Annotated in this window: 16 protein-coding genes and 5 pseudogenes; 13 read left to right on the top strand and 8 right to left on the bottom strand. The window is 57.0% G+C overall.

Annotated features, from left to right (window positions below; translation table 11 throughout):
- Window positions 1-24 precede the first annotated feature (24 nt).
- A complete protein-coding gene (locus tag A0U93_RS00295) occupies window positions 25-882 on the bottom strand; it encodes an NmrA family NAD(P)-binding protein (RefSeq protein ID WP_077805606.1) in 858 nt (285 codons plus the stop codon).
- A 96-nt stretch (window positions 883-978) separates the two neighbouring features.
- Between A0U93_RS00295 and A0U93_RS00290 the strand changes: the two genes are divergently transcribed.
- Complete coding sequence (locus tag A0U93_RS00290; RefSeq protein WP_077805605.1) at window positions 979-1,899, top strand: LysR family transcriptional regulator; 921 nt, start codon at window positions 979-981, stop codon at window positions 1,897-1,899.
- A gap of 80 nt (window positions 1,900-1,979) precedes the next feature.
- Here the strand turns inward: A0U93_RS00290 and A0U93_RS00285 are convergent, their stop codons facing one another.
- Window positions 1,980-2,405 (bottom strand): winged helix-turn-helix transcriptional regulator, encoded by a 426-nt coding sequence (locus A0U93_RS00285; RefSeq protein WP_245824977.1) that lies wholly within the window; start codon window positions 2,403-2,405, stop codon window positions 1,980-1,982.
- Window positions 2,406-2,481: 76 nt separating this feature from the next.
- Here A0U93_RS00285 and A0U93_RS00280 point away from each other — a divergent pair, with 76 nt between their 5' ends.
- Both A0U93_RS00280 and A0U93_RS00275 read left to right on the top strand, forming a co-directional pair.
- Window positions 2,482-3,384 (top strand): SDR family oxidoreductase, encoded by a 903-nt coding sequence (locus A0U93_RS00280; protein ID WP_077805603.1) that lies wholly within the window; start codon window positions 2,482-2,484, stop codon window positions 3,382-3,384.
- A 224-nt stretch (window positions 3,385-3,608) separates the two neighbouring features.
- Complete coding sequence (locus A0U93_RS00275; protein ID WP_077805602.1) at window positions 3,609-4,085, top strand: hypothetical protein; 477 nt, start codon at window positions 3,609-3,611, stop codon at window positions 4,083-4,085.
- A gap of 53 nt (window positions 4,086-4,138) precedes the next feature.
- Here the strand turns inward: A0U93_RS00275 and A0U93_RS00270 are convergent, their stop codons facing one another.
- Window positions 4,139-5,011 carry a LysR substrate-binding domain-containing protein gene (locus A0U93_RS00270; protein ID WP_077805601.1) on the bottom strand — a complete coding sequence of 291 codons (873 nt, stop codon included), beginning with the start codon at window positions 5,009-5,011 and terminating at the stop codon, window positions 4,139-4,141.
- 24 nt (window positions 5,012-5,035) lie between these two features.
- Between A0U93_RS00270 and A0U93_RS00265 the strand changes: the two genes are divergently transcribed.
- Entirely contained in the window at window positions 5,036-5,581 is a 546-nt protein-coding gene (locus A0U93_RS00265) for a lipocalin-like domain-containing protein (RefSeq protein WP_211274029.1), read from the top strand.
- Here A0U93_RS00265 and A0U93_RS00260 read toward each other — a convergent pair.
- The 3 genes and pseudogenes from A0U93_RS00260 to A0U93_RS00250 form a co-directional block, all read right to left on the bottom strand.
- Window positions 5,523-6,044: a CPBP family intramembrane glutamic endopeptidase gene (locus A0U93_RS00260; protein WP_169852653.1), complete on the bottom strand. Its 522-nt coding sequence runs from the start codon at window positions 6,042-6,044 to the stop codon at window positions 5,523-5,525. The two genes, A0U93_RS00265 and A0U93_RS00260, sit on opposite strands and share 59 nt — an antisense overlap.
- Window positions 6,045-6,515: 471 nt before the next feature.
- A pseudogene (locus tag A0U93_RS00255) lies at window positions 6,516-7,137 on the bottom strand (IS701 family transposase); the annotation flags it as partial.
- 87 nt (window positions 7,138-7,224) lie between these two features.
- Window positions 7,225-8,379: an ROK family transcriptional regulator gene (locus A0U93_RS00250; RefSeq protein WP_147151245.1), complete on the bottom strand. Its 1,155-nt coding sequence runs from the start codon at window positions 8,377-8,379 to the stop codon at window positions 7,225-7,227.
- 128 nt (window positions 8,380-8,507) lie between these two features.
- On the opposite strand from A0U93_RS00250, the gene A0U93_RS00245 reads away from it, so the two are divergent.
- The 4 genes and pseudogenes from A0U93_RS00245 (at window position 8,508) to A0U93_RS00230 (ending at window position 14,797) form a co-directional block, all read left to right on the top strand.
- Window positions 8,508-10,907 (top strand): TonB-dependent receptor domain-containing protein, encoded by a 2,400-nt coding sequence (locus A0U93_RS00245; RefSeq protein ID WP_077805597.1) that lies wholly within the window; start codon window positions 8,508-8,510, stop codon window positions 10,905-10,907.
- Between the two features lie 8 nt (window positions 10,908-10,915).
- A complete protein-coding gene (locus tag A0U93_RS00240) occupies window positions 10,916-13,153 on the top strand; it encodes an alpha-N-acetylglucosaminidase (protein ID WP_077805596.1) in 2,238 nt (745 codons plus the stop codon).
- A 74-nt stretch (window positions 13,154-13,227) separates the two neighbouring features.
- A pseudogene (locus A0U93_RS00235) lies at window positions 13,228-13,800 on the top strand (IS110 family RNA-guided transposase); the annotation flags it as partial.
- A gap of 63 nt (window positions 13,801-13,863) precedes the next feature.
- Window positions 13,864-14,797 (top strand): annotated as a pseudogene (locus A0U93_RS00230) (IS5 family transposase).
- A 182-nt stretch (window positions 14,798-14,979) separates the two neighbouring features.
- On the opposite strand, the gene A0U93_RS16065 reads toward A0U93_RS00230, so the two are convergent.
- The gene (locus tag A0U93_RS16065; RefSeq protein WP_147151247.1) at window positions 14,980-16,092 is read right to left on the bottom strand and encodes a LysR family transcriptional regulator; all 1,113 of its coding nucleotides are present in this window, start codon (window positions 16,090-16,092) and stop codon (window positions 14,980-14,982) included.
- Here A0U93_RS16065 and A0U93_RS00215 point away from each other — a divergent pair.
- From A0U93_RS00215 to A0U93_RS00200, 5 genes and pseudogenes are all read left to right on the top strand, one after another.
- A complete protein-coding gene (locus tag A0U93_RS00215) occupies window positions 16,037-17,629 on the top strand; it encodes an MFS transporter (protein WP_077805594.1) in 1,593 nt (530 codons plus the stop codon). The genes A0U93_RS16065 and A0U93_RS00215 overlap by 56 nt on opposite strands.
- Window positions 17,630-17,660: 31 nt before the next feature.
- Complete coding sequence (locus A0U93_RS16895) at window positions 17,661-17,783, top strand: hypothetical protein (protein ID WP_255318313.1); 123 nt, start codon at window positions 17,661-17,663, stop codon at window positions 17,781-17,783.
- 63 nt (window positions 17,784-17,846) lie between these two features.
- Entirely contained in the window at window positions 17,847-18,893 is a 1,047-nt protein-coding gene (locus tag A0U93_RS00210) for an HlyD family secretion protein (RefSeq protein ID WP_245824975.1), read from the top strand.
- The gene (locus tag A0U93_RS00205) at window positions 18,890-20,416 is read left to right on the top strand and encodes an efflux transporter outer membrane subunit (RefSeq protein ID WP_077805592.1); all 1,527 of its coding nucleotides are present in this window, start codon (window positions 18,890-18,892) and stop codon (window positions 20,414-20,416) included. Before A0U93_RS00210 ends, A0U93_RS00205 begins: the two co-directional genes overlap by 4 nt.
- Window positions 20,417-20,514: 98 nt before the next feature.
- Window positions 20,515-20,778: pseudogene (locus A0U93_RS00200) on the top strand (LysR family transcriptional regulator); the annotation flags it as partial.
- A 23-nt stretch (window positions 20,779-20,801) separates the two neighbouring features.
- Here the strand turns inward: A0U93_RS00200 and A0U93_RS00195 are convergent.
- Window positions 20,802-21,194: pseudogene (locus tag A0U93_RS00195) on the bottom strand (ParB/Srx family N-terminal domain-containing protein); the annotation flags it as partial.
- Window positions 21,195-21,241 lie beyond the last annotated feature (47 nt).

The following is a 21,241-nucleotide window of genomic DNA, read 5'->3' as shown; positions in this document are numbered from 1 at the left end:
TGACAGGCGAACGGCCAAAAGCGATCAGGCGTCTGTGGCCTTGAGTTCTTCGAAATACGCCTCCAGCGTTCGCGGCTCGCGTCCGAGGATCGCGCGCAGTGTGAGCGCGCTGCCAAGCAGGCCGTGATGGTTATACCAATCCATCATGGTCCGAATGGGCGGCGGCGGCGCGTCCTTCCCACCGCCCGTCTTGTCGAGATCGACGGTGCCAGCCCGAATGTTGCGTCCCAGAACCTTGCCCATGAGGGCTGCGACATCATGGCGATTCAAATTGCCCTCCGAGCACAGCTCGAACGTGCCATACAGAAGCCGGTCTTCGGTCAGTGCCATCGCTGCGACTTCGGCAACATCGCGATAGTCTACCCGCGAAAACCGCGTCTCCGCCGACCACGGCTCGCCGTAGGTCCCGGACTTGACCACCTCGGCCCATCCCTGGGCGAAGTTCTGAAAGAACATCGCCGGTTGCAGAATGGTATATTCCACATTGGACTTGAAAATCGCTTCCTCGACTGGCCCCTTTTCGCGGTGATTGACGAGGGTGCCCAGCGTCGGATGAATGACCGATGAAAAGACGATGCGCCGGACGCCCGCTCTGACGGCCGCGTCCACCACCTGTCTGCCGACGGCGCCTTCATCCGCGATGAAGGCCGGCGCGATATAGAAGAGAGCGTCCATGCCCTGCAATGCGGCTTCGACCGAAGCCGGATCGCGCAGGTCGCCCACCGCTGTCTCCCGCGCACCGTGCTGCAGCACCGCCTCTCGGTCCGCGTCCTTCTGGATAAAACCGCGCACATAGGCGCCACGCTTGGCGAGCTCTGGCAGCACGAGCCCTGCGAAATGGCCTGCGGCCCCTATGGCCAACACTTTGCGTTTCTCAGGCATGTTTGTTCTCCTGCATGTCTGCCGAAAAACGTGGCATCGGGAAGCAATTCCGATTAGAGCTCATTTCGTAACGTCAAACATAAGTCGGGTTTACGAATGGACCGCCTGGACGCCATGACCAGCTTCGTGCGTGCGGTTGAAAGCGGGAGCTTCGTGACGGCCGCGCGCAGTCTGGGGCTGTCCGCGCCGATGGTCGGCAATCACGTCCGCTTTCTGGAGGCCCGTCTTGGCGGCAGTCTGCTGGTCCGCACGACACGGACGCAATCGCTGACGGATCTTGGACGTTCCTATTATGCCCGCTGTCGCGCCATTCTCGCTGATCTGGAGGAGGCTGAGGCGCTGTCCGGCGACAACGGAATCGTGCCGCGGGGGCTGTTGCGGATCAGCGCACCGCATTCGATTGGCACGACCATGCTGCCTGCCATGATCGGTCGTTATCTCGATCGTTTTCCTGACATGACGGTCGATCTGCGGCTCAACGATCACCGCGTGGATCTGATCGCGGAAGGGTTCGACGTCGCCATCCGTGGCGGAGCGCTGCCGGATTCCCGGCTGCGCATGCGTCGCCTGGTGCCGTTGACGCTGGTGATCTGCGCCGCGCCTGACTATCTCAGGCGACACGGGATCCCGGCTCGTCTGGAGGATCTGCAGGCGCATGCGTGCCTGGACTTTGCCGCGTCATCGACGCCCGGGCGCTGGCAGTTCGGTGATGCGAAGAAGACGACGGACGTCAGGGTCACCGGCCGCCTGCGTTCGAACAGCGGACATGCGCTGCGTCTGGCCGCACTGGAGGGCCGCGGTATCATCATGCAGCCGGAATTTCTCGTGCGTGACGATCTCGCTGCAGGACGCCTGGTGGCAGTGCTGCCCGAGGCAAAGCCCCGGAAGCGCCCGATGCAGCTCGTCATGGCCGCGGACGCGGCACCGCCGCCAAAGCTACGGCATTTCGTGAATCATATCGTCGGAGAATTTAAACAAGCTCGCGAAATCGTAAAATCCGGAACAGTAACTCTTTGACGAACTGGACGGGGATTGCCTTGACCTTGCGGGCGTCTGTCACATCATCGAAATGATGGCATCTCCGATACCAGACATCGTCAGGTCGCTTCATCAAAGGCCGCACGCGCGCCCCTGATCGCACTCCCGTAACGGTCCGCCCACCGGACAAGCGCGTCCAGCGGCTCCAGGATCGTCTGCCCAACGGAGGTCAGACCGTATTCGACACTGGGCGGCTTGGTCGGGAACACCGTTCGCGTGATCAGACCGTCGCGCTCAAGGTCACGAAACGTCTGCGTCAGCATCCGCTTGGAAATGTCCGGCACCGCGCGTCTTACCGCACTGAACCGCTGTGGGCCGTCCGCGAGCGTCATCAGAATCAGCGTCGACCACTTGTCGCCGATCCGGTCGAGAACATCCCGGACGGGACAGTGCGGGTCAAAGGACCAGTCCTGAAGCCCGGGGGCTCGTCGGCTGGGGGCATTAGTGACGATCGAGGCGGTTACATTCGGCTCACCCTGTCCCAAAATCCTGCCTCCTTCCCGGCTCCAGTGGTCTCTTTTATTTACCTTGCGTTCAATACGAACCTCAAGGAGAACGACAATGGGATCCCGAAAACTCTTCGTCACCGGGGCTACGGGCCAGCTTGGCAGGCTAGTCATCGACAGGTTGCTCGAGAACGTGCCGGCCAATGAGATTGTCGCGGGTGTCCGGGACACAACTGCCGAGGCCGCCACGGCGTTACGGGAGAGAGGCATCGAGGTCCGGGCCGCCGATTACACCCGGCTCGAGATGCTTGCGGCAGCCTTCGCCGGGGTCGACCGCCTGCTGCTGATCTCCAGCAGCGAGAATGGTAAGCGAAAGCTCCAGCACCGCAACGTCATCGATGCCGCCAAGAGCGCCGGCGTCAGTCTGATCGCCTATACCAGCATCCTCCATGCCGATACCTCGCCGCTGTTCCTCGCGGAGGAGCACCGCGACACGGAGGCCGCCCTGGCAGAATCGGGCGTCCCCTATGTGCTGCTGCGCAACGGCTGGTATTCCGAAGTCTACACGTGGCGGCTTCCTGGCGCGCTGAAGGCCGGCGCGCTGCTTGGCGCGGCAGGAAACGGACGTATCTCTTCCGCCGCGCGGGCCGACTATGCCGCGGCCGCGGCTGTCGTGCTGGCGGGCGGTGACCACGCCGGCGAGGTCTATGAACTGGGCGGCGACGCCTCCTTTACGCTGAGCGATCTGGCCGCGGTGGTTACGCAAAACATCGGCAAAGAGATGCCCTATCGGGATATGATCCCGGAATCGTTCCGGTCGGCAATGCTGGCGGCAGGCCTGCCGGAAATGGTTGCAAAGGTCGTGTCCGACACGGATGCGGGCGTGGCCAAAGGCGCATTGTATGACGACAGCCACACCTTATCCCGTCTGATCGGCCGCCCCACGATGCCGTTCGACACCACGATCACGACGTTTCTTCAGAACAGGACACCCGAAGCACCACCGCACCACGATTGATCGGATCTCGGCCGCCCAGCCACCATACTGCGAAGCGGTCGCTTCCTCTTCCTCGAGAGGATGCATATGATCGTGCCTACGCTCCATTACATCTATGACCCGCTGTGCGGATGGTGCTACGGCACCTCGCCATTGGTGGAGGCTGGCATTCGCACCGGTGTAGCCGTCAGGCTGCATGGTGGGGTCTGGTCCCCGAGCCCATATGCATCGGGCCGAACAAGACCGTGTATGTGCGCTCGGCCGACACGCGGATCGCCGAGTTGACGGGCCAACAGTTCGGGACTGATTATGTCAACACACTGCTCGACGATCCGACGACGTCATACTGGTCGCTGCCGCCCATTGCGACTGTGTTGGCGACCGAACGGATCGAGACCGAAGCCGGTCCTTCCATGCTCGCGGCTATCCAAAAGGCGCACTATGTTGACGGGAGGCGCGTGAGCGAGCCCGAATCGCTCGTCGACATCGCAGCCACGCTGGGGCTCGATGCTCATGCCTTCACAGTGAGCTTCAGCATCCAGTCCGCCCGCGCCCATGTCGCACAGACGCACGCTTTGATGCAGACAACGGGACTGCAGGGCTTCCCCGGCTTTTCGATCGAACGAAATGGTCGATTCACAAAACTTTATAATGAAAATTTCTATGGCTATCCTAACAAGTTTGTCGATGCGCTTCGTCGATCCGTCGGATCTGATGCGTGACAGAAGGATGCTTATCAATAGAGGCAATTGTTCCGCCGGGAGCGGAATCGATTTCATGACGTTTTTTGTAAAAGCGCCTGTAGCACAGGAGAAACTCGATCGGCCGAGTACGCCAGGACTAGATTCAGGTCCGCTTCACACACTGTCTTGAGCGGGCGCGCGACAAGGCCCTTCGGCAGCATGCTGGAGAAATGGCTCGGCACCAGACTGCAGGAACGCGTTGCGGCCACAATCGAGAAAATACTCAACATCGTATCCGTCTCCTGCCACGGCGCAGCGGCATTGCGGGTTCCTTGGCCGAGGAACCTGTCCACGGCCGCCCGGAAAGCCGGCGCGACCGCCGACGCGACCGCCACAAAAGATTCATCAGAAAGGTCGGCGGGCGCCAGAGTCCGTTTGCGTGCCAACCGGTGCCTTGCGGGCAGTATGGCCACGAGGGCTTCCGTCCGAACCGTTTTGGTGGCCCACTCTTGACCAACGTCCCCATGCCTGATGAAGGCCGCCTCGATCGTGCCACTCTCCAAGGCCTTGATAAGTTCGGGTGGCACTCTGCTCTGAACATCGATGACGACGTCCTGCATATGCGGGCCCAGTGCCTTACGGACGTGCACGATCAATGCATCTTCCGTCCCGGGGATCATGCCTAGAACCAGGCGCCGCGTGCGACGACCGATGTCACGCGTACGCCGGATCGCGTTGTCGAATTGCGCCACTGCCCTGGTCGCTTCGGGAAGCAGTGTTTTTCCCGCTTCGGTCAGGATGACGCCCCGCTGTGTCCGAAGGAAAAGCTGCGAGCCGAGATGAACCTCGAGGTCACGGAGCTGACGCGTCAGCGACGGCTGTGCCACGCGCAGGCGACGCGCTCCCTCGGTGAAGCTGCCTGCGTCGGCGATCGCCAGGAAATAGCGCAGATGTCGAAGTTCCATGATGCCTCACCATACCTATGAGGCATGGCGACGGTCAAAGAAAGTATTGGAAGCCCGTCTGCCGAGCCGTCTACGTCAAAGGTCAATCACATCGGAAAGCGTGGCATGACACAACAATTCGGGCTTCGGGATCGACTCATCGGAAGCTGGATGCTCAAGTCCTACGTCGAGACGGACGTGAAAACAGGCGCGCGGCATCATCCGCTTGGGCAATCGCCTCTTGGCATCATCCTCTATACGCCGGACGGCTACATGTCGGTCCAGCTTCAAGCGCGCGACCGCGATCCCTTCCTCACTGACGACATGTATCGGGGCACGGCGGCCGAATACTTTGCTGCCGGGCGTAGTTACCTTGCATATTCCGGCAGGTTCTTCATTGACGAGGGTAAAGGGCGGCTCTCGCATGAGATGGCGGTCAGCCTGTTTCCCAACTGGTTTGGACAAACACAGATTCGCCTCGTCGAATTACGCGACAACCGTCTTCACCTTGCCACCGACGGTCCTCAGCGCTTCAATGGCGCCCTAAAGACGGCAGATCTAGTCTGGATGCGCGCCGTCTCCAACCCGTGACTTTACAACGCACAACCGTCTCGTTGGCCAACTGGGAGTCGTAGATTGTCAAGACGGTCCATGGGTCTGAACTGCCTATCCAGGACATGATGACAGCCAGGCTGAGCACTTCGACCACAAAGCAGGGCGTGGAAAACCACCAGGGCGTAGCACTGTCGTAATTCGAGAAGAACATGATCGGAAAATGCCAGACGGCCCATAGAATGCCTGTCGCAAGAGCACCTCGCGTGAAACCAAGCTTTTCGTGCAGCAAGGGGTTGAGGAAGCCGCGCCAGCCGGTTTCCTCACCCAGAGAAGCAGCAAGGCCACGCACGAACCCTGTAGTCGCGAGAAGAACGAACCAGCCGCATACGATCGTCCACGTCCCGGCGCTCGGCCAGTCGAGGGTCTTGCGCAGGGCAACGACAGTTTCGTGATTGGGAAAACCGCCAAGGCCGACGGCGTAGACCAGACCGTAGGTCATGCAGCAGATCGCGAGAGGCCATAGATAGGAGAGTACCTGCCAACGCGATCGACCCCATGTCCATCCGAGCGAGCTGACCGACTGGCCTGTGATCCAGCAGGTGAGCAAAGCCGCTATTCCGGGCCCCCACATGGACCCCACCGCGTAAGCGCCCCTGCCGCCGGCCGAGTCTCCGGTTGCGATCCCGAGCGCCCAGAACGGAGCGGTCGTCAGGCAAGTCAGCCCGATAAAAAGCCATAGGCGTGTCTTGAACCCAGCCACGATCATCCGTTCCTTGTCCTAGGCTGCCGCGAAATCAGCCCGGCATGAAAGAAGGGCCTGATCCCGGACATGACGGGAAGTGAACCGGGCGAAGCTTCATCTGCGCGCGTGTCCAGGGAGTGCCCTTCAGGGGTTCCTTATCCAGCCCAGATCGCGACCTGACGCGCCACGTCCGCCATGGCATGTTCTGCGCTTCTGGTGTCGGGCGTGTCGGAACGGGCCGCTGGAACCGTATCCGGCATCGGCCAGCACGCAGCCGAAACGGGCACCTGAGGCGATGACCCGATCGATCTCCTCGATCGCAATCTCCGGTTTTGTCAGGGACGTTCGTTTATCTTCCGGCACATGAGCCCGCGCCATGCGCTCCGGATCGCTGGTCCATTCATCGGGCAGGAAGAGCCGTAGACCCACCATCACCGGCACTTCGCGCGACGCCAATGTGACCGAAACCAGAGACTGGCAGTTGGCCGTCTTGCCCAGCGACGAGGCATATTGCGGTGCCACGCCGACCGAATGGTTGCCCTTCTTGGGCAGCGCCGTATCGTCGATCACGAGGAAACCCGCCTCGTCGCCAACCAGGCGATCCGCCGCCTTCACAAGCGCTGCCTCGACAAGGGCCCTGTCCCAGATACCGGCCGCGATGAAATGGTGCAGCCGATCGTAGTTAATCTCATCTGCGCGCGCGGCCATCGGCTGAACGCTCTTGCGATCTCCCGGCCCGATCAGCTCGGCGATATAAGCCGGGCACATCCTTGCCCGTGCCTTGTACCCCAGGGCTTCAATAAACGGGCGCGAGCCACGCCTCCAGATCCTGTCGCCAACCAACGTCCATACCCAGCCCTCGCTACAGCCGGTCTCCTATGAATCAGCAATCCCTCTCCAACGAAATCCCTCCCTCAATTTTTCTGCCAAAGTAGTGTTAGGGGTGAGGACTAAGTAAGACGCTACGCGCGGCCACACACGCTGCACCAACTGCCCAGTGGAGGTTATTATGCCGCTGTAGGATAAGCAAATTTGCACGCTTGAACCCAGGCATCAGGTTTTGCTCGAAGGTCTGGCGCAACGCCGTTGCGAAGACCCCAGGCAATAATTCTTCCGGGAGGATCACAATGAGATGCGAAGGATCCAAAATTTGTATCAAATTAGACATAGAAAAGCTTAGTGCTGCTGCGGCTGTGTGAAGTATATGCAACGCCTTTTCATTGCCTTCACGTGCTAAATTTGACAGACGCCCAAGATCTTGAGGAAGTCCCTCTTCTTCGGCGCGACTTGAAATTCCTCTAGATGAAGCGATTGTCTCAAGGCAACCACGATTGCCACAACGACACGGGCGAGGCACTCCGTCAAATAAACCTGGCGCAATTGGTAAATGAGCTAACTCTCCAGCGCCACCATTTTCGCCTCGATATACTGTATGGTTCATCGTGTAAGCCGTTCCAATTCCATCACCAACGGCGACAATCGCAAAGGCTGGAACACGGCGCATACTGCCAAACATTGCTTCGTAAGTAGCTAAGGCATTCGTGTCATTTTCCAAGTACACTGGTAGCCCAACGACACGTGCGATCTCGTGTCCGATTTCAGCATTTTCCCAGCCTAAAACTGTCGAAGTAATACATGTTTGCTTGTCTGCGGAAATATACCCAGGTAACGAAAGTCCGACAGCCAAAAATCTTGCCGAGATCGAACAGTTTTTTCTTAAGACGGCAACTGCATCACAAATAGACTCTATGCAAGAATCTGGATCACTATCAGAATAGAACGTGTTCTGAAAAATAATATTTCCATTGGGATCTGTGGCTACAGCAATAAATGGCCTGCAATGTAAGCTTATTCCTATAAATGTTGCTGCACTTGGGCTCAATCTAAGTAAAGCGGAAGGTCTCCTAACGCCGGATATTGATGCGTGATGTTCAATAATTCGCTGATCCAAAAGATGTGTCGTGATGACCGACACGCGCCCTTTGCTGATCCCAAGTTTTGTCGCGATATCAGCCCTCGTCATCTCGCCGTGCTGAGCAATCATAGCGACAACCCGTCTAGGCAGTCCTTCTAAAGACGACGCATCTTTCATCGAGCACTCGCACAATAAGTTATCTAAGGAAACTATTTATAGCATACGTTTTCCCATGGAAAAACTTTTTATTGGCGAGTATGTTCTGACATCGAAACGCTACGCAAGATTCGATAAAGGAACGATTGATGGGGTCTATTAGACTGAAAGTCCTGTCCGCAGGTGCGTGCCTAGCGAGCCTAAGTATAGCAACAGCCTCCGGTGCACCGCAGACAGCACATCGTCGACCAAAGGCTATACAGGCCCCGTCGAAAAAGCCCGCGTCAATGCGTTCTCTAGAAACGCACTCCGTGGAATCAGTTGATGTGCGCGGGGGAAGTACGTCGGCTAATGGCGTCACCAATACGACCCCCGGTGGCGGTCTAATGTTGCGACAAACCGCCGCCCGGTCACAAAGTACAATGACACGCGATTATATCGCCAAGCAAAGTCCAGCAACAAACGTTAATGCTTTGCTTAATGCGCTTCCGGGGGTCGTTTCGGGATCGAATAGTCCTATCGGCGATCCCTCACATGACACCGTCAACGTTCGTGGATTAACTCAAGCCGAACTGGGCTATGAAATGGAAGGGGCGCCGCTCCAAGATCCCGTAAATTTCAATGTGTTCTCCAGCGACATGGTTGATACTGATAATGTGTCGTCAATTGCCTTAACACAAGGAAGCAGTGATATAGGCGCACCTTTCTATTCTGCAGTCGGTGGACAGGTCTCGGTGCAGCGTGTGCAGCCTGGCGCAAAGCCTGGCGGTCTTGTCGACCTCAGTTATGGTTCGCGCGCATTGCGGCGCGAATTTATTCGCTTGGAAAGTGGCGAAATCGGTCATTCGGGGGTCAGAAGCTACGCATCTTTTTCTGACACTCGTAGCGACCCTTTGCGCGGACTAGGATTTGCCCGTCGAGACCACGTGGATGCTATGGCAACAAAGTCGTGGGGCGACAATAATTATGTCCACGCGGTTTTTGGTTGGAATGATTCATTGGGAACAGCACAGCGCTACCCGACGCTCGCCCAATATCAAGCATATGGGTACAATTATGGCTGGGATAGAAAATACTCTCCGGAAGACACAGGTTATTACCAACTACACTACTCGAAAAGACGAGATGTTCTTGCTAGCCTGCCAACGCATTTAACTTTGATGCATGATGGTAATGAAAGTTTAACCCTTGATACGACACCTTATTTCGTCTGGGATAACGGCACTTATGGCGGGGGCGAAAATCTTTCTGTAACAAATTCTTATCAGGGGACAATTGCAATACCCTATCTTGATACCCCAAATCCTGTGAACGGTACCCAGACTGCCGTTTCTTCTGATAATGAACGTGAAAACTCTGCGGGCCTAACGACCGCAATAGCATGGAATACGGCGCAGAATACACTTCGGTTCGGTTACTGGTATGCATATCTCGACCATAGCGAGTTGGAAAGCTTCTCGCCCCTAAACCTACAAGGGGGCGCGGCAAATCTTTTCGGGCAATACCCGATTATGGTCGATGGTCAGGTTCTAAGCGGATACAATATTAACTTTAAACAACAGACAAACGCATTATTTTTAGAAGATCAGTTTCACGCTCTGAATGATCGGCTGAATATTACAGCAGGATTTCGAGAGGTAATGATTTCGCGTTCAGCTACGAACAACATACCTGGAGCACTTTTCAAAGCTGGCGGGAACTACGCAACACCCCTACCACGCTTCTCCGCAAGCTATAAAATCACTAAAAATGACCAAATATTTTTAAATGCAACGACTGGTTTCCACGCACCGGCGTCGGAAGAGGTTTATATTCAATTATGGGATCCCACAGGTAGGGGGCGTCCAACGATGACCGGAAATACAAATTTGAAATCCGAATACGCTATTGGTGAGGAACTCGGTTATCGGCACTATGGTCTTCTCAATGCAACATTTACTTTATTTAATTATAACTTGACAAATCATCAAATAACCTCTTCTGGGTATGTCAACTCGCAGTTAATTACTCAGCCTCTTAATATTGGAGGTGAGACAATACGAGGCGCGCAAGCAGAATTTGGCTTGCGTCCATGGCACCACATTAGTCCGTATTTATCTTTCCAGTATTTGCATACCGAGCTCGGAAATAACTATGCAACTGGTGGTGATTATCTGCCGACTAAGGGAAAGGAAATGGTTCAGAGTCCAAAATATAGTGGATCCGTTGGATTGAGTTACGACGATGGGCACTTTTTTGGTACAGTTATGGGTGATTATGTCGGAAAGCAGTATTCGACATTTATGAATGATCAGAGCATTCCTGGATATGCGATCGCAAATGTGGCAGTTGGATATCGATTCCAGAACTATGGCTTCTTGAAGCATCCCCAAATTCAATTAAGCATCAACAATATTTCTAATGATCAATATCTGTCAGGTGTTTATGGCTTTGCGGGTAGTGCACGAGCACGAACTGGTGTCTACGGTACTGCAATTGCCGCAAGTTCTCCAAGCTATATGGTCGGGGCCGAACGTATGTTTGTTGCAACTATAACAACAGGCTTTTGAGAGTGACCATGTTTCGAACCAATATGTCCACTGTAGTAGCTTTTTTGTCTTGCATCGAACTTGCGTCCTGCTCGCAGGTAAAATATATGCCTCAGAATGAGCAAATGTCCGGTCCTGCCTATGACGTATTATCTCGCTCTATGCCAGATTGGCGTGACAAAATTACTTTTTCGCTTCTCAATGATCACGATACGCATGATCATTTTTCGGTTCGAACCGAAAACGGAAAAGTTGTGGTGGCGGGTAATTCCCAAATCGCGCTTTTGGCTGGAAGCGGCTGGTATATGAAATACTATGGGCTGGACCAATTGTCGTCCAACGGTGCCCCAATGCCGAAAAACCCTTCTGTCGTGGCACTAGATAAAGAGATCAATAAGCGTTCTTCCGTAATATATAGATATGCTCTTAATCAAAATACAGATGGGTATACTTCTCCTTACTGGAATTGGCGAAAGTGGGAGCACGAAATTGATATATATGCTCTTGCTGGCATTAATACTATGCTTGTTGAGCGCGGGGCCGAGGCGGTTATTTCTCGAACTTTAATGCACTTTGGCTATTCTTCTGAAAATGTGCGTACTGACCTTACTATGCCTGCGCATATGAACTGGCAGCTCATGGGGAACATGTGTTGTTTCGCTGGTCCACCTTCCACGCATTTGTTAGAAAAACGGATCGAATCTGCTCAGCAAATACTGAGACGTCTACGTGAATTAGGTATCACTCCCGTTCTCCCTGGCTTTTACGGGATGGTACCTGCGGATTTCAAAAAACATTTTCCAAAGGCTCACGTAATCAATCAAGGGCGCTGGAATGATTTTCAACGCCCGGCTTGGCTCGATCCGCGAGATCCTTTGTTTCCTAAAATAGCGGCCACTTATTACGCAGAACAACGTGCGCTTTTCGGTGATACCTCAATATATGATTTGGAGCTATTTCAGGAGGGAGGAACCCCTGGAGATGTGCCAATTCCAGATGCTGCTGCCGAGATTGAAAAAGCACTTCAAGCTGCGCATCCCGGGGCTCGGTGGATGATACTTGGCTGGCGTAACCAACCAGCAGCAGGAATTCTGCGTGTAGTGCCGAATGATAAAATGTTTATCGTTGATTTGCGGCAGAACGTTATCCGAAGCGCCGATCGCGGTCGGGAGTTGCTTGGTGCGGACTACCTCTACGGTGGTCTATGGGAGTTTGGTGGGCGTACGACGCTTGGTGGCGAGGCATATGATTATGGTGTCCGTTTACCCAGTTTGCCCGCAAAGCAACCTGCATTAATCGGTACGGCTATTTTTACGGAAGCAATGGATCATAATCCCTACTTGTTTGATTTGTTTTCTGAGGCGGCCTGGCATAATCAGCCGATCGATTTAAGATCTTGGACGAAAAGTTTCGCGGATCGCCGCTACGGTGCCGCAGATTCGCATGTGGAAGCTGCGTGGCAGGACTTGCTTCAGACCGTTTATTCAACACAGGCAACCTATAGTAGCGATGCTGGCGAGAATGCGGCGCCGATTGACAGCCTCTTTAATGCTCAACCATCACTGGATGCTCGCAGTGCGTTCAATGGTAACCAAAAGGTTGCAGGATATTCTTTCAAGGCATTACAAAATGCTTTTGAGACCTTGCTCGAGGCCCCTGCGGCCTTCGATTCCAGCACGGCGTATCGTTATGATGTTGTGGATGTCGGTCATCAAGTACTTGCTAATACCGCACGAATTTTACTTCCAAAGATCAAAGCGGCTTATGTGTCCAAAGACCGTATGACATTCGAACGCGATACAAAGCTCTGGTATGACTTAATGACATTGCAGGACGAGTTGCTCGGAACCGAATACTTTTTTCGTGTGGGGCATTGGCTGGAAAATACAAAACAGTGGGCGGATACCCCTGAGGAGGAAAAAAAACTCAATTATGATGCTCGCTCTATCCTAACCAACTGGGGTGATCGTAGCGCTAGCCAAGCTGGTGGTTTACATGATTATGCTAATAAAGACTGGGCTGGCCTTACCAACGATTATTACCGCCACCGATGGGAGATCTATTTCAAATCTTTGGATGCAGCTTTGATTTCTGGAATGCCCCCGAGGAAGATCGATTGGTATGCTGCAGGCGAAGAATGGAACCGAAATTCTGCGGCGTATGATCCTCTGCCGGTTGGCAATTCAAGGACGGTAGCATTGAAAGTAAAGGACTTTCTAAATAGTTCTCGGGCGGACGATCTGAGAGTTTCTTTGGGAAATCGGTGAAGTGTGATTATGGAATGGCCCGCCCCTCAACGGTGGTATCCTGAGAAGGGTGCCCGTTTCGACAGGAGGGAGAGATGGCGGTCACAATGCTGGGTGTGGATCTTGGCAAGAACAACGTCAGCGTCGTCGGGTTGGACGAGCGTGGTGCCGTGGTCCTTCGACGGCGGGTCACGCGCGAGACCCTGATGACGTTGCTGTCGAAGCTTGCGGCCTGCACGGTGGCGATGGAGGCGTGCGGGGGTGCCCACTACATTGAGCGAGCGGCCCAGGCCATGGGCCACACGGTCCGCCTGATGCCGCCGGAATATGTCCGTCCCTACGTCAAGGCGCACAAGAACGACGACCGGGACGCGGAGGCGATTGCGGAAGCGGCAACACGGCCGACGATGCGGTTTGTTCCGCTAAAGGCTGAGGACCAGCTCGACATGCAGGCGTTGCACCGGGCGCGCGATCGGCTGGTCGCGGAACGCACGACGCTGATCAATCAACTCCGCGCCCTGCTGCTCGAGCGCGGTATCGTGTTGCCCCAGCGGCGCCGGGCCCTACTGGACTGGCTGGATGCGCCGGCCGTCGAAGGACAGGCCGATCCGTTGAGCCCGCGGCTACGGTTGCTGGTGACCGACATGCGCACCGAGTGGGTCGCGCTGGCTTTGTTGCGCAAATACGTGCGCGGGATTCGCGGAGTGAATTTGGTTTGCTAGCTGGTTGTCATGAGCAAGCCGAAGCCCACGCACTACCGAACGACGAACTGGTCCTCCTACAACGCATCGCTGAAGAAACGTGGATCTCTGACAGTTTGGTTGGACCCGTCCATGACCTGGGAAGGCTTTCCGACAGGGCGCCGTGGCCGCCAGCCGGGTTACAGCGATGCTGCGATCCAGACCTGCCTGACGCTGAAGGTTCTGTTCGGTTTTGCCCTGCGACAGACGACGGGTTTTGTTGAAAGTCTCCTGCGCCTGGCTGGACTTGCGTGGTCTGTGCCGGATTTCAGCACGCTGAGCCGTCGGCAGAAATCCCTGACGGTCGATATCCCCTATCGCGGTTCGGACGGTCCGCTCCACCTTCTGATCGACAGCACCGGCATCAAAGTCGAGGGAGAAGGCGAGTGGCACACCCGCAAGCACGGGGCGTCAAAGCACAGGATATGGCGCAAGCTTCTTATTGCGATCGACGAAGGGTCTCTGGAAATCAGGGCCGTTGACATCACAGGTCACGATGTCGGTGATGCCCCGATCCTGCCGGCGCTCCTGGCCCAGATCCCCGCAGAGGAGGAGATCGCCCGTGTCACGGCCGACGGGGCTTACGACACGAGGCGATGTCATGAAACCACCGCCGAGCGCGGGGCGCACGCTGTCATTCCCCCCACGGAAGAACGCAAAACCATGGAACCCCACTTCGCCCGGAGCCATCGTCAGAAATGAAGCCTTGCGAGCTGCAGATCGGTTTGGAAAAACGATCTGGCGGCGATGGAGCGGATACCACAGGCGAAGCCGCGTCGAGACGAAAATGCACTGCATCAAACTCCTCGGCCAACGTCTGACAGCACGCGATTTCGACCGCCAGATCACCGAAGTTCACATCCGTGTTGCTATCCTTAATCGCTTCACAGCGCTCGGAACCCCTCTCACACAGGCGGTCGCGTAACGGAAAACCATCAAAGCGGTCAGCACGACCAATCAGTGAATTGTGCAACAGAGCCAGTCCGTATCGTCAACGATAAACTGTTTGAAATTCCGGGCGATCGCAGCGATCGGGCAGATGGCAAGATCTGCAAGAGAAACCTTCCTGAAAATCTATAATTAGTATCGGAAAACGACGGCATCGGTTTACTGGGCGATAACCTTCTGAACTGTCTCTCGTAACCAGCGATGCACAGGGTCTTTGCCGAGCCTGGGATGCCAGGCTTGAAAAATATCGAATGGCGCCGTTGGCGTGGGATCCGAGAGGAAACCGATCTTGTGCTTGTCGATATGTGATCCCGACATGAGAAAATCCGGGAGCCCGAGAATCAGGTCAGTCTTTCTCAACATCGCGAGAGCAATAGCGTAGGTTGGCACGACAAGTTCGATGCGGCGTTTTGATGAGCCGTGCCGAGCCAATACATCGTCGATGGGCTGTCGCATGTTGCTGTCACGCGAGACCATGATGTGGCCGTATTTGAATAACCGCGAAATTTCCAATGGCCCTGAAAGGAGAGGATGGTCGTCTCTCACAGCACCTTTCGTAAACCCGGAGCGAACAGTCTGCCGCATGATTTCCGGACCGATTGTTCCAAAGACACCGACATACAGATCGACCTCACCGCGCCGAAGACGCTCATTTTCCTGTAAAGGCACTTCATCCAGAAAGTGAATTGTCGCGCCAGGGCATTGTTTCCAGATCGCGTCCGCCAATGACGTTCCATAGGCTTCGATGACTGCCTCCGCCAGGACAAGCGTAAAGCGCGGTGTCATGGCACGCAGATCCGGCATTGGTGCCGCGTCGTAGAGACCGCGTGCGCTTTCAAGCACACCGTGCACGCGCGGGAGCAGATCGAGCGCATACTGCGTCGGAGCAAGGCCGCGGCCAGACGCGACGAGAATGGCGTCGCCGAAGTCGTCCCGGATACGCGCAAGCGCGCGGCTGATCGTGGCCGGACTTGTGTTGAGGCGCCGTGCGGCCCGGACAACGCTTTGTTCCTCAAGCAGGATTTCAAGTGTGAGGAGCTGATTGAAGTCAAGAGAGCGCGGCATGTTGCATCCATATGCGAGGACAGCGACCATTTTGCTGGATGCAATCCTCGCATTGCAAGATTGATTCTTCTGATAATCGAGATGTTCGGTCAAAAATGACGCCAATCCCATAACGGGACGGAAAAACATTGTCGAAGAGTCAGCTCCACCCATGACCACTACAATGGACCGACTACGCCCTCTGCTGGGCTTCGCAGGCGTGATCATGCTGGCGATGGCGAACGAGCTCAATGAGACGGTCTCCGATGCCGCGCTCGCGGATGTCTCGGGCGGCTTGGGCTTCAGTCACGATCCTGGAACGTGGTACCAGAGCATTTACACGGCCGCGGAGATCTGCGGCATGGCGTTTGCGCCGTGGTGTGAGGAAACATTCTCGATTTATCGGTTTGCGATGTTTGTTGCGGCGTTGGGAATCGCGCCCACTGTCTGCATTCCGTTCACGCATAACCTCAGTCTGCTCTATATCGAACGCTGGCTTCAGGGACTGGACACCGGCTTCACGGTCCCCTGCGTCATGACCATCGCGTTGCGCGTATTACCTCCGCCAATTCGGTTATGGGGCCTCGCCTGCTATGCCATGACCGCGACATTTTACCCAAATCTGAACTTCGCGTTTGCTGGTTTGTGGACGGACTTGGTCGGCTGGCAGTTCGTTTTTTTTCAGTGTGTTCCGTTCGACGTAATCGCTGCATTGCTGATGTGGTATGGGATGCCGCGGGATCCCCTCGAGCTCGATCGGTTCAACAACTTTAACTGGGCTGGCGTTCTTCTCGTCCTGGTTGGCGTTTCGTCGGGTGCGACGGTTTTCGAGCAGGGTGATCGGCTCGACTGGTTCAACAGCCCACTTATCTGTGTCCTTTCGGTTCTCGCTGTCGGCGCACTTCCGCTGTTTATCATCAACGAGATCCGCCATCCGTCACCATTGCTTGATTTTCGTTTGATGCGGCGCCGGAATTTTGCGTACGGAGTTGTGACCCTCAATCTGTTCGTTATCCTGACGGAATGCTCGACGACAGTGCCGATCCTCTACCTCGACGAGGTTATGGGGTTCCGAACTGAGCAATCGCAGCTTGTCGTGACAGAAATCGCCTGTCTGCAATTCATCTTCCTACCGGCGATGGCCCTGATCCTCAATCGTTCCTGGGTCGACGCACGCTATCTCATCGGTCTTGGGCTCGGCGCGATCATGGCGGCCTGCATTGGTGAATCCAATCTTACCGTCGAGTGGTATCGGGATCAGTTTTATGCGTGGCAAGCCCTGCAAGGGATGGGCGAAGCCATGATTGTCGTATCGCTCGTGATGATGGCGACGAACGACCTGACCCCGGCCGATGGACCGTTCGCATCCGGTTTGATCAACGCGCCCCGCGCCACAGGCGCTGCGATCGGGGGGTGGCTGGTCGATCTGGTCCATCGTTGGCGGGGGAGTCTGCACTCCAACCGACTGGCCGATCAACTGGGTCGCGAGCGTTTCCGTACCTATCAGGCGACCGGGGTATCCTGGCGCCATCCGGCTCCGCTTCTTCCGAATGGTGCTCCGCGCGCTCCAGGAAGCGTGACCGCCTTTCGGGAAGAGTTTTCTAAGCAGGTCGCTGTACTCACCATAAGTGACACATTTCTCGTTTTTGCCGGTGTCGCCGGCCTGATGTTCGTGATTCTGCTGATCCTTCCCGTTCGAACCTATCCACCGCGAATTGCCATACCGCGTCAGCGCCTACCACGAGCGTTGAAATCTGGTGGTTGAGATTTCGTCTGGCGAAAGAGGATGATTTGGAATGACCCGGAAAATCAAGAAAATCCAAGGAGGCCGCGACAATGTATGGCGTGCGGCAGTCATCGTGATTTCTGCGGAGTTCTTTGCCTTCGCCATAGTCGCCCTCATTATTATTTCTGGATAAAGCATAATGTCTAATGAAGATCATGGCCAAGAAAGTCAGAAGGTCCCGCGTTGGCCATTCGTCGTGGCATCCGTCACCGTTATCGGCTTCGTTGTGATCGTGCTGGCGATTATTTACCTGCCAAGCCGACATGTATGGACGGACGATGCGTATGTGACGGCGCATTATGCGACAGTTGCACCACGCATTTCAGGGCAAATATCGGCTGTGATGGTGGACGACAACCAGCCTGTTCATGCGGGTCAGGTGCTCGCAACGCTCGACGATCGCGATTACCGCACGGCGCTCGCCTCGGCGCAAGCGACACTGGCCCGTGACAAGGCCGTAGCACTGGACGCCGCTGCCGCGGTGACCCGCCAGCCCGCCCTGATCGACGAGGCACAGGCCAACGCCGCCCAGATCGAGGCACGGCTCGCCTTCGCGCGGCAGAACGCCCGCCGCTACACCAACCTTGCCCAGACCGGGGCCGGCACCACGCAGGAACACCAGCAGTCGGACGCAAACCTGCGTCAGCTGACGGCCGATCTTCAGGGCGCGCATGCCGAGATCACGGCGGCCGAGGACCAACTCACAATCCTGCGCGCCAGGCACCAGTCGGCACTCGAGACCATTCACCTGGACGAGGCGCGGGTGCACCAGGCCGAGCTCGATCTCTCGTACACGAAGATCCGCGCGCTGATCGACGGCATGGTGGGCGAGAAATCGGTGCAGGTCGGCAATTACGTCGCGCCGGGTGCGGCGCTGATGGCGCTGGTGCCGCTGAACCAGATCTGGATCATGGCGAATTATCGCGAGCTCGCGCTGCGCCACATGCAGCCGGGCCAGCACGTGAAGATCCATGTGGACGCCTATGACGTCACGCTGGACGGGATCGTCGATTCCGTGCCGCCGGGATCGGGGGCCGCGTTCGAGCCGATCGCGCCCGAGAACGCGACCGGCAACTTCACCAAGATCGTCCAGCGCCTGCCGGTCAAGATCGTGCTGGCGCCGAACCAGCCGCTCGCAAGGCTGCTGCGCCTGGGCATGTCGGTCGAGACCACGGTCGATACGGGTCTGGCCGACGTCGCGGCGCACCAGAATACGGCGCCGGGCACGGTGACCGCGAAATGATCCGCCATCATCGCCTCCGCACAGTCCTTTGCGCCACGGTGTTTGCCCTGACGGGCTGCGCCGTGGGGCCTGATTTTCATGCGCCGCAGATCACCAGCCCGCACCAGTGGGGCTTTGAGCCGCAGGCGCGCAGCCGTCTGGTCTCGGGCCCGATCGACACGCAGTGGTGGCACAGCTTCCGCGATCCCGTGCTCGACAGCCTCGTCGATCGGCTGGCGGCGCAGAACCTCGACCTGCAGACGGCGGGGCAGCGGATCGATCAGGCCCGTGCACAGATGCACGTCGCGGCCTCGGCCGGGCTGCCGCAGGTCTCGTGGGCCGGAAACTATGATTATCGCCGCCTCAGCACGCACGGCATTTTTTCGCTCGCCCAGCCACAGCCCAATGCGAACTTTCAGTTCGACTTCTTTTCCGAGGCCGTCAGCGCGGGCTGGGATCTCGACCTGTTCGGCATGATCCGCCGCGCGGTCGAAGCACAACGCGCGGGCGAGCTGGAATCGCTCCAGGCCCGGCGCGCCGTGGCGCTGGCCGCCGTCTCGGATCTCGCCACCAGCTACATGCAGCTGCGCGGCGTGCAGGAACAGGCCCGGATCACGCGCGCCAACCTGGCCCTTGCCCAGCGTAATCTCGCGCTCGTGCAGAGCCGGTTCGGCAACGGCGTCGCGACCACGCTCGATCTCGCGCAATCCCGCGCACAGGTCGCGCAGATCGCATCCGCCCTGCCCGATCTGGACGATCGGGAGGCAACCCTCATCAATGCGATCGGCTTCCTGCTCGCCCAGCCGCCCCGCGCGCTGGAGACCGAACTGAAAACGCCGGATATCCAGCCTCCGGTGCCACCCACCGTGCCGGTCGGCCTGCCGAGCGATCTTGCACGCCGTCGTCCCGACGTGCTGGTGGCCGAAGCGCGTCTGCATCAGGCGACGGCGGAAGTTGGCATGGCGCAGGCCTCGTTCTATCCGGATATCACGCTGACCGGGAACATGGGCACCGAATCCCTCTCGGCCGCCGACTTCTTTGCGCTGCCCGCGCGGCAGTTCGCGGCGGGACCTACGCTGAACCTGCCGGTCTTCCAGGGCGGACGCCTGCTGGCGACCCTGCATCTGCGAAAAGCCCAAGCGAAGGAAGCAGCGCTCGCCTTCCGTAAAACCGTGCTTGGTGCCTGGAACGACGTGGACAACGCGATGACGGCCTACACGCAGGCTCAGCGCACCCGTGAACAGACCCGCGAGGCGATGACGCAGAACGAAGCGGTCTTGTTCGCGGCACGTCAACGCTACGTCGAGGGTGCGGTCGACTATCTCAACGTCGTCGCAGCCCAGGGTGCCGTGCTGGCGAGTCAGTCGGCGCTGGCCGCCAACCAGACGAAGATCGAAACCACCCTCGTCGGCCTCTACCGCGCGCTCGGCGGCGGCTGGCAATACGCAGAGCCCGCACCAGGCACACAAGCCGCGCGTGCACAGGCGCATATCTCGACCAACCCGCAACCGGTGTTCTCAGGCGCCGCAGCGCTCATGCCATGAAGAAATATATATTGAAATGAACCAAGCGTATGAGGTCATCATGAAGAGAAATAATAAGTTGGCTTCGTTTATAAAAACACCTGTAAAATCCACATAAAATGAAACGACCGCCGTTTGAATTGTGGCAATTAATTTGTGCACGATCAATTGCCGAATGTGGAAGTATTCACAGTGCAGCGCGTTTTCTCAACACTCGTCAATCGGCCGTGAGTCGGTCTTTGCATAACCTCGAGGAGCGGCTGAATGTCAGGCTGTTCACCCGCTCCCCGGCCGGGGCCGCTCCGACCGTCTTCGGTGAGGAATTCATCGGCTGGACCCAGACGATCCTGGACAACGTGGCCGGCATGACTGCAGCCGGGCGAACGCGGCCTTGAGCAGGCGATAAGGCGCGGAACTGGTCCAGCGGGTGCAGGGCCACGCGCTGGACGTTCTCGGCCAGGGAATCATCCTCGACGAGAATGGCCGATCCGGCCTCGCGGACCACGCACGGCACGGGTGCCGTCTTCGCGAGTTTCTTCTGCTTCACCAGCAGTTCGAGAGCACGGAAACGACGCCCACCGGCAGGCACCTCATAGGTACCGGTCTCGGCCCCGGTATCATCGAGAACGGGGCGGACATTCAGGCTCTGCAGCAGCCCGCGGCGCTCGATGTCGCGGGCCAGTTCCTCAATCGACAGGCCGGACTTCACACGCCGCACGTTGGACTGGGACAGCACCAACCGGTTGAACGGGATGTCGCGGGACGAACTCAACGTAATTTTCGGAATAGCGGTCGCCATGGCGAAAACTCCATGACGGGCGGACGGGAGACTCTCTCCCACCCTCT

It is taken from the genome of Neoasaia chiangmaiensis (assembly GCF_002005465.1).
In the GTDB taxonomy this organism is placed as follows: domain Bacteria; phylum Pseudomonadota; class Alphaproteobacteria; order Acetobacterales; family Acetobacteraceae; genus Neoasaia; species Neoasaia chiangmaiensis.
This window is presented reverse-complemented; position numbering and strand designations above follow the sequence as displayed.

Excerpts from the sequence above, each read along its gene's own strand:
- A0U93_RS00295 (WP_077805606.1), bottom strand. The coding sequence starts at position 882 with ATGCCTGAGAAACGCAAAGTGTTGGCCATAGGGGCCGCAGGCCATTTC.
- A0U93_RS00290 (WP_077805605.1), top strand. The coding sequence starts at position 979 with ATGGACCGCCTGGACGCCATGACCAGCTTCGTGCGTGCGGTTGAAAGC.
- A0U93_RS00280 (WP_077805603.1), top strand. The coding sequence starts at position 2,482 with ATGGGATCCCGAAAACTCTTCGTCACCGGGGCTACGGGCCAGCTTGGC.
- A0U93_RS00270 (WP_077805601.1), bottom strand. The coding sequence starts at position 5,011 with ATGGAACTTCGACATCTGCGCTATTTCCTGGCGATCGCCGACGCAGGC.
- A0U93_RS00265 (WP_211274029.1), top strand. The coding sequence starts at position 5,036 with ATGGCGACGGTCAAAGAAAGTATTGGAAGCCCGTCTGCCGAGCCGTCT.
- A0U93_RS00260 (WP_169852653.1), bottom strand. The coding sequence starts at position 6,044 with ATGACCTACGGTCTGGTCTACGCCGTCGGCCTTGGCGGTTTTCCCAAT.
- A0U93_RS00250 (WP_147151245.1), bottom strand. The coding sequence starts at position 8,379 with ATGAAAGATGCGTCGTCTTTAGAAGGACTGCCTAGACGGGTTGTCGCT.
- A0U93_RS00245 (WP_077805597.1), top strand. The coding sequence starts at position 8,508 with ATGGGGTCTATTAGACTGAAAGTCCTGTCCGCAGGTGCGTGCCTAGCG.
- A0U93_RS00240 (WP_077805596.1), top strand. The coding sequence starts at position 10,916 with ATGTTTCGAACCAATATGTCCACTGTAGTAGCTTTTTTGTCTTGCATC.
- A0U93_RS00215 (WP_077805594.1), top strand. The coding sequence starts at position 16,037 with ATGACCACTACAATGGACCGACTACGCCCTCTGCTGGGCTTCGCAGGC.
- A0U93_RS16065 (WP_147151247.1), bottom strand. The coding sequence starts at position 16,092 with ATGATCACGCCTGCGAAGCCCAGCAGAGGGCGTAGTCGGTCCATTGTA.
- A0U93_RS16895 (WP_255318313.1), top strand. The coding sequence starts at position 17,661 with ATGACCCGGAAAATCAAGAAAATCCAAGGAGGCCGCGACAATGTATGG.
- A0U93_RS00205 (WP_077805592.1), top strand. The coding sequence starts at position 18,890 with ATGATCCGCCATCATCGCCTCCGCACAGTCCTTTGCGCCACGGTGTTT.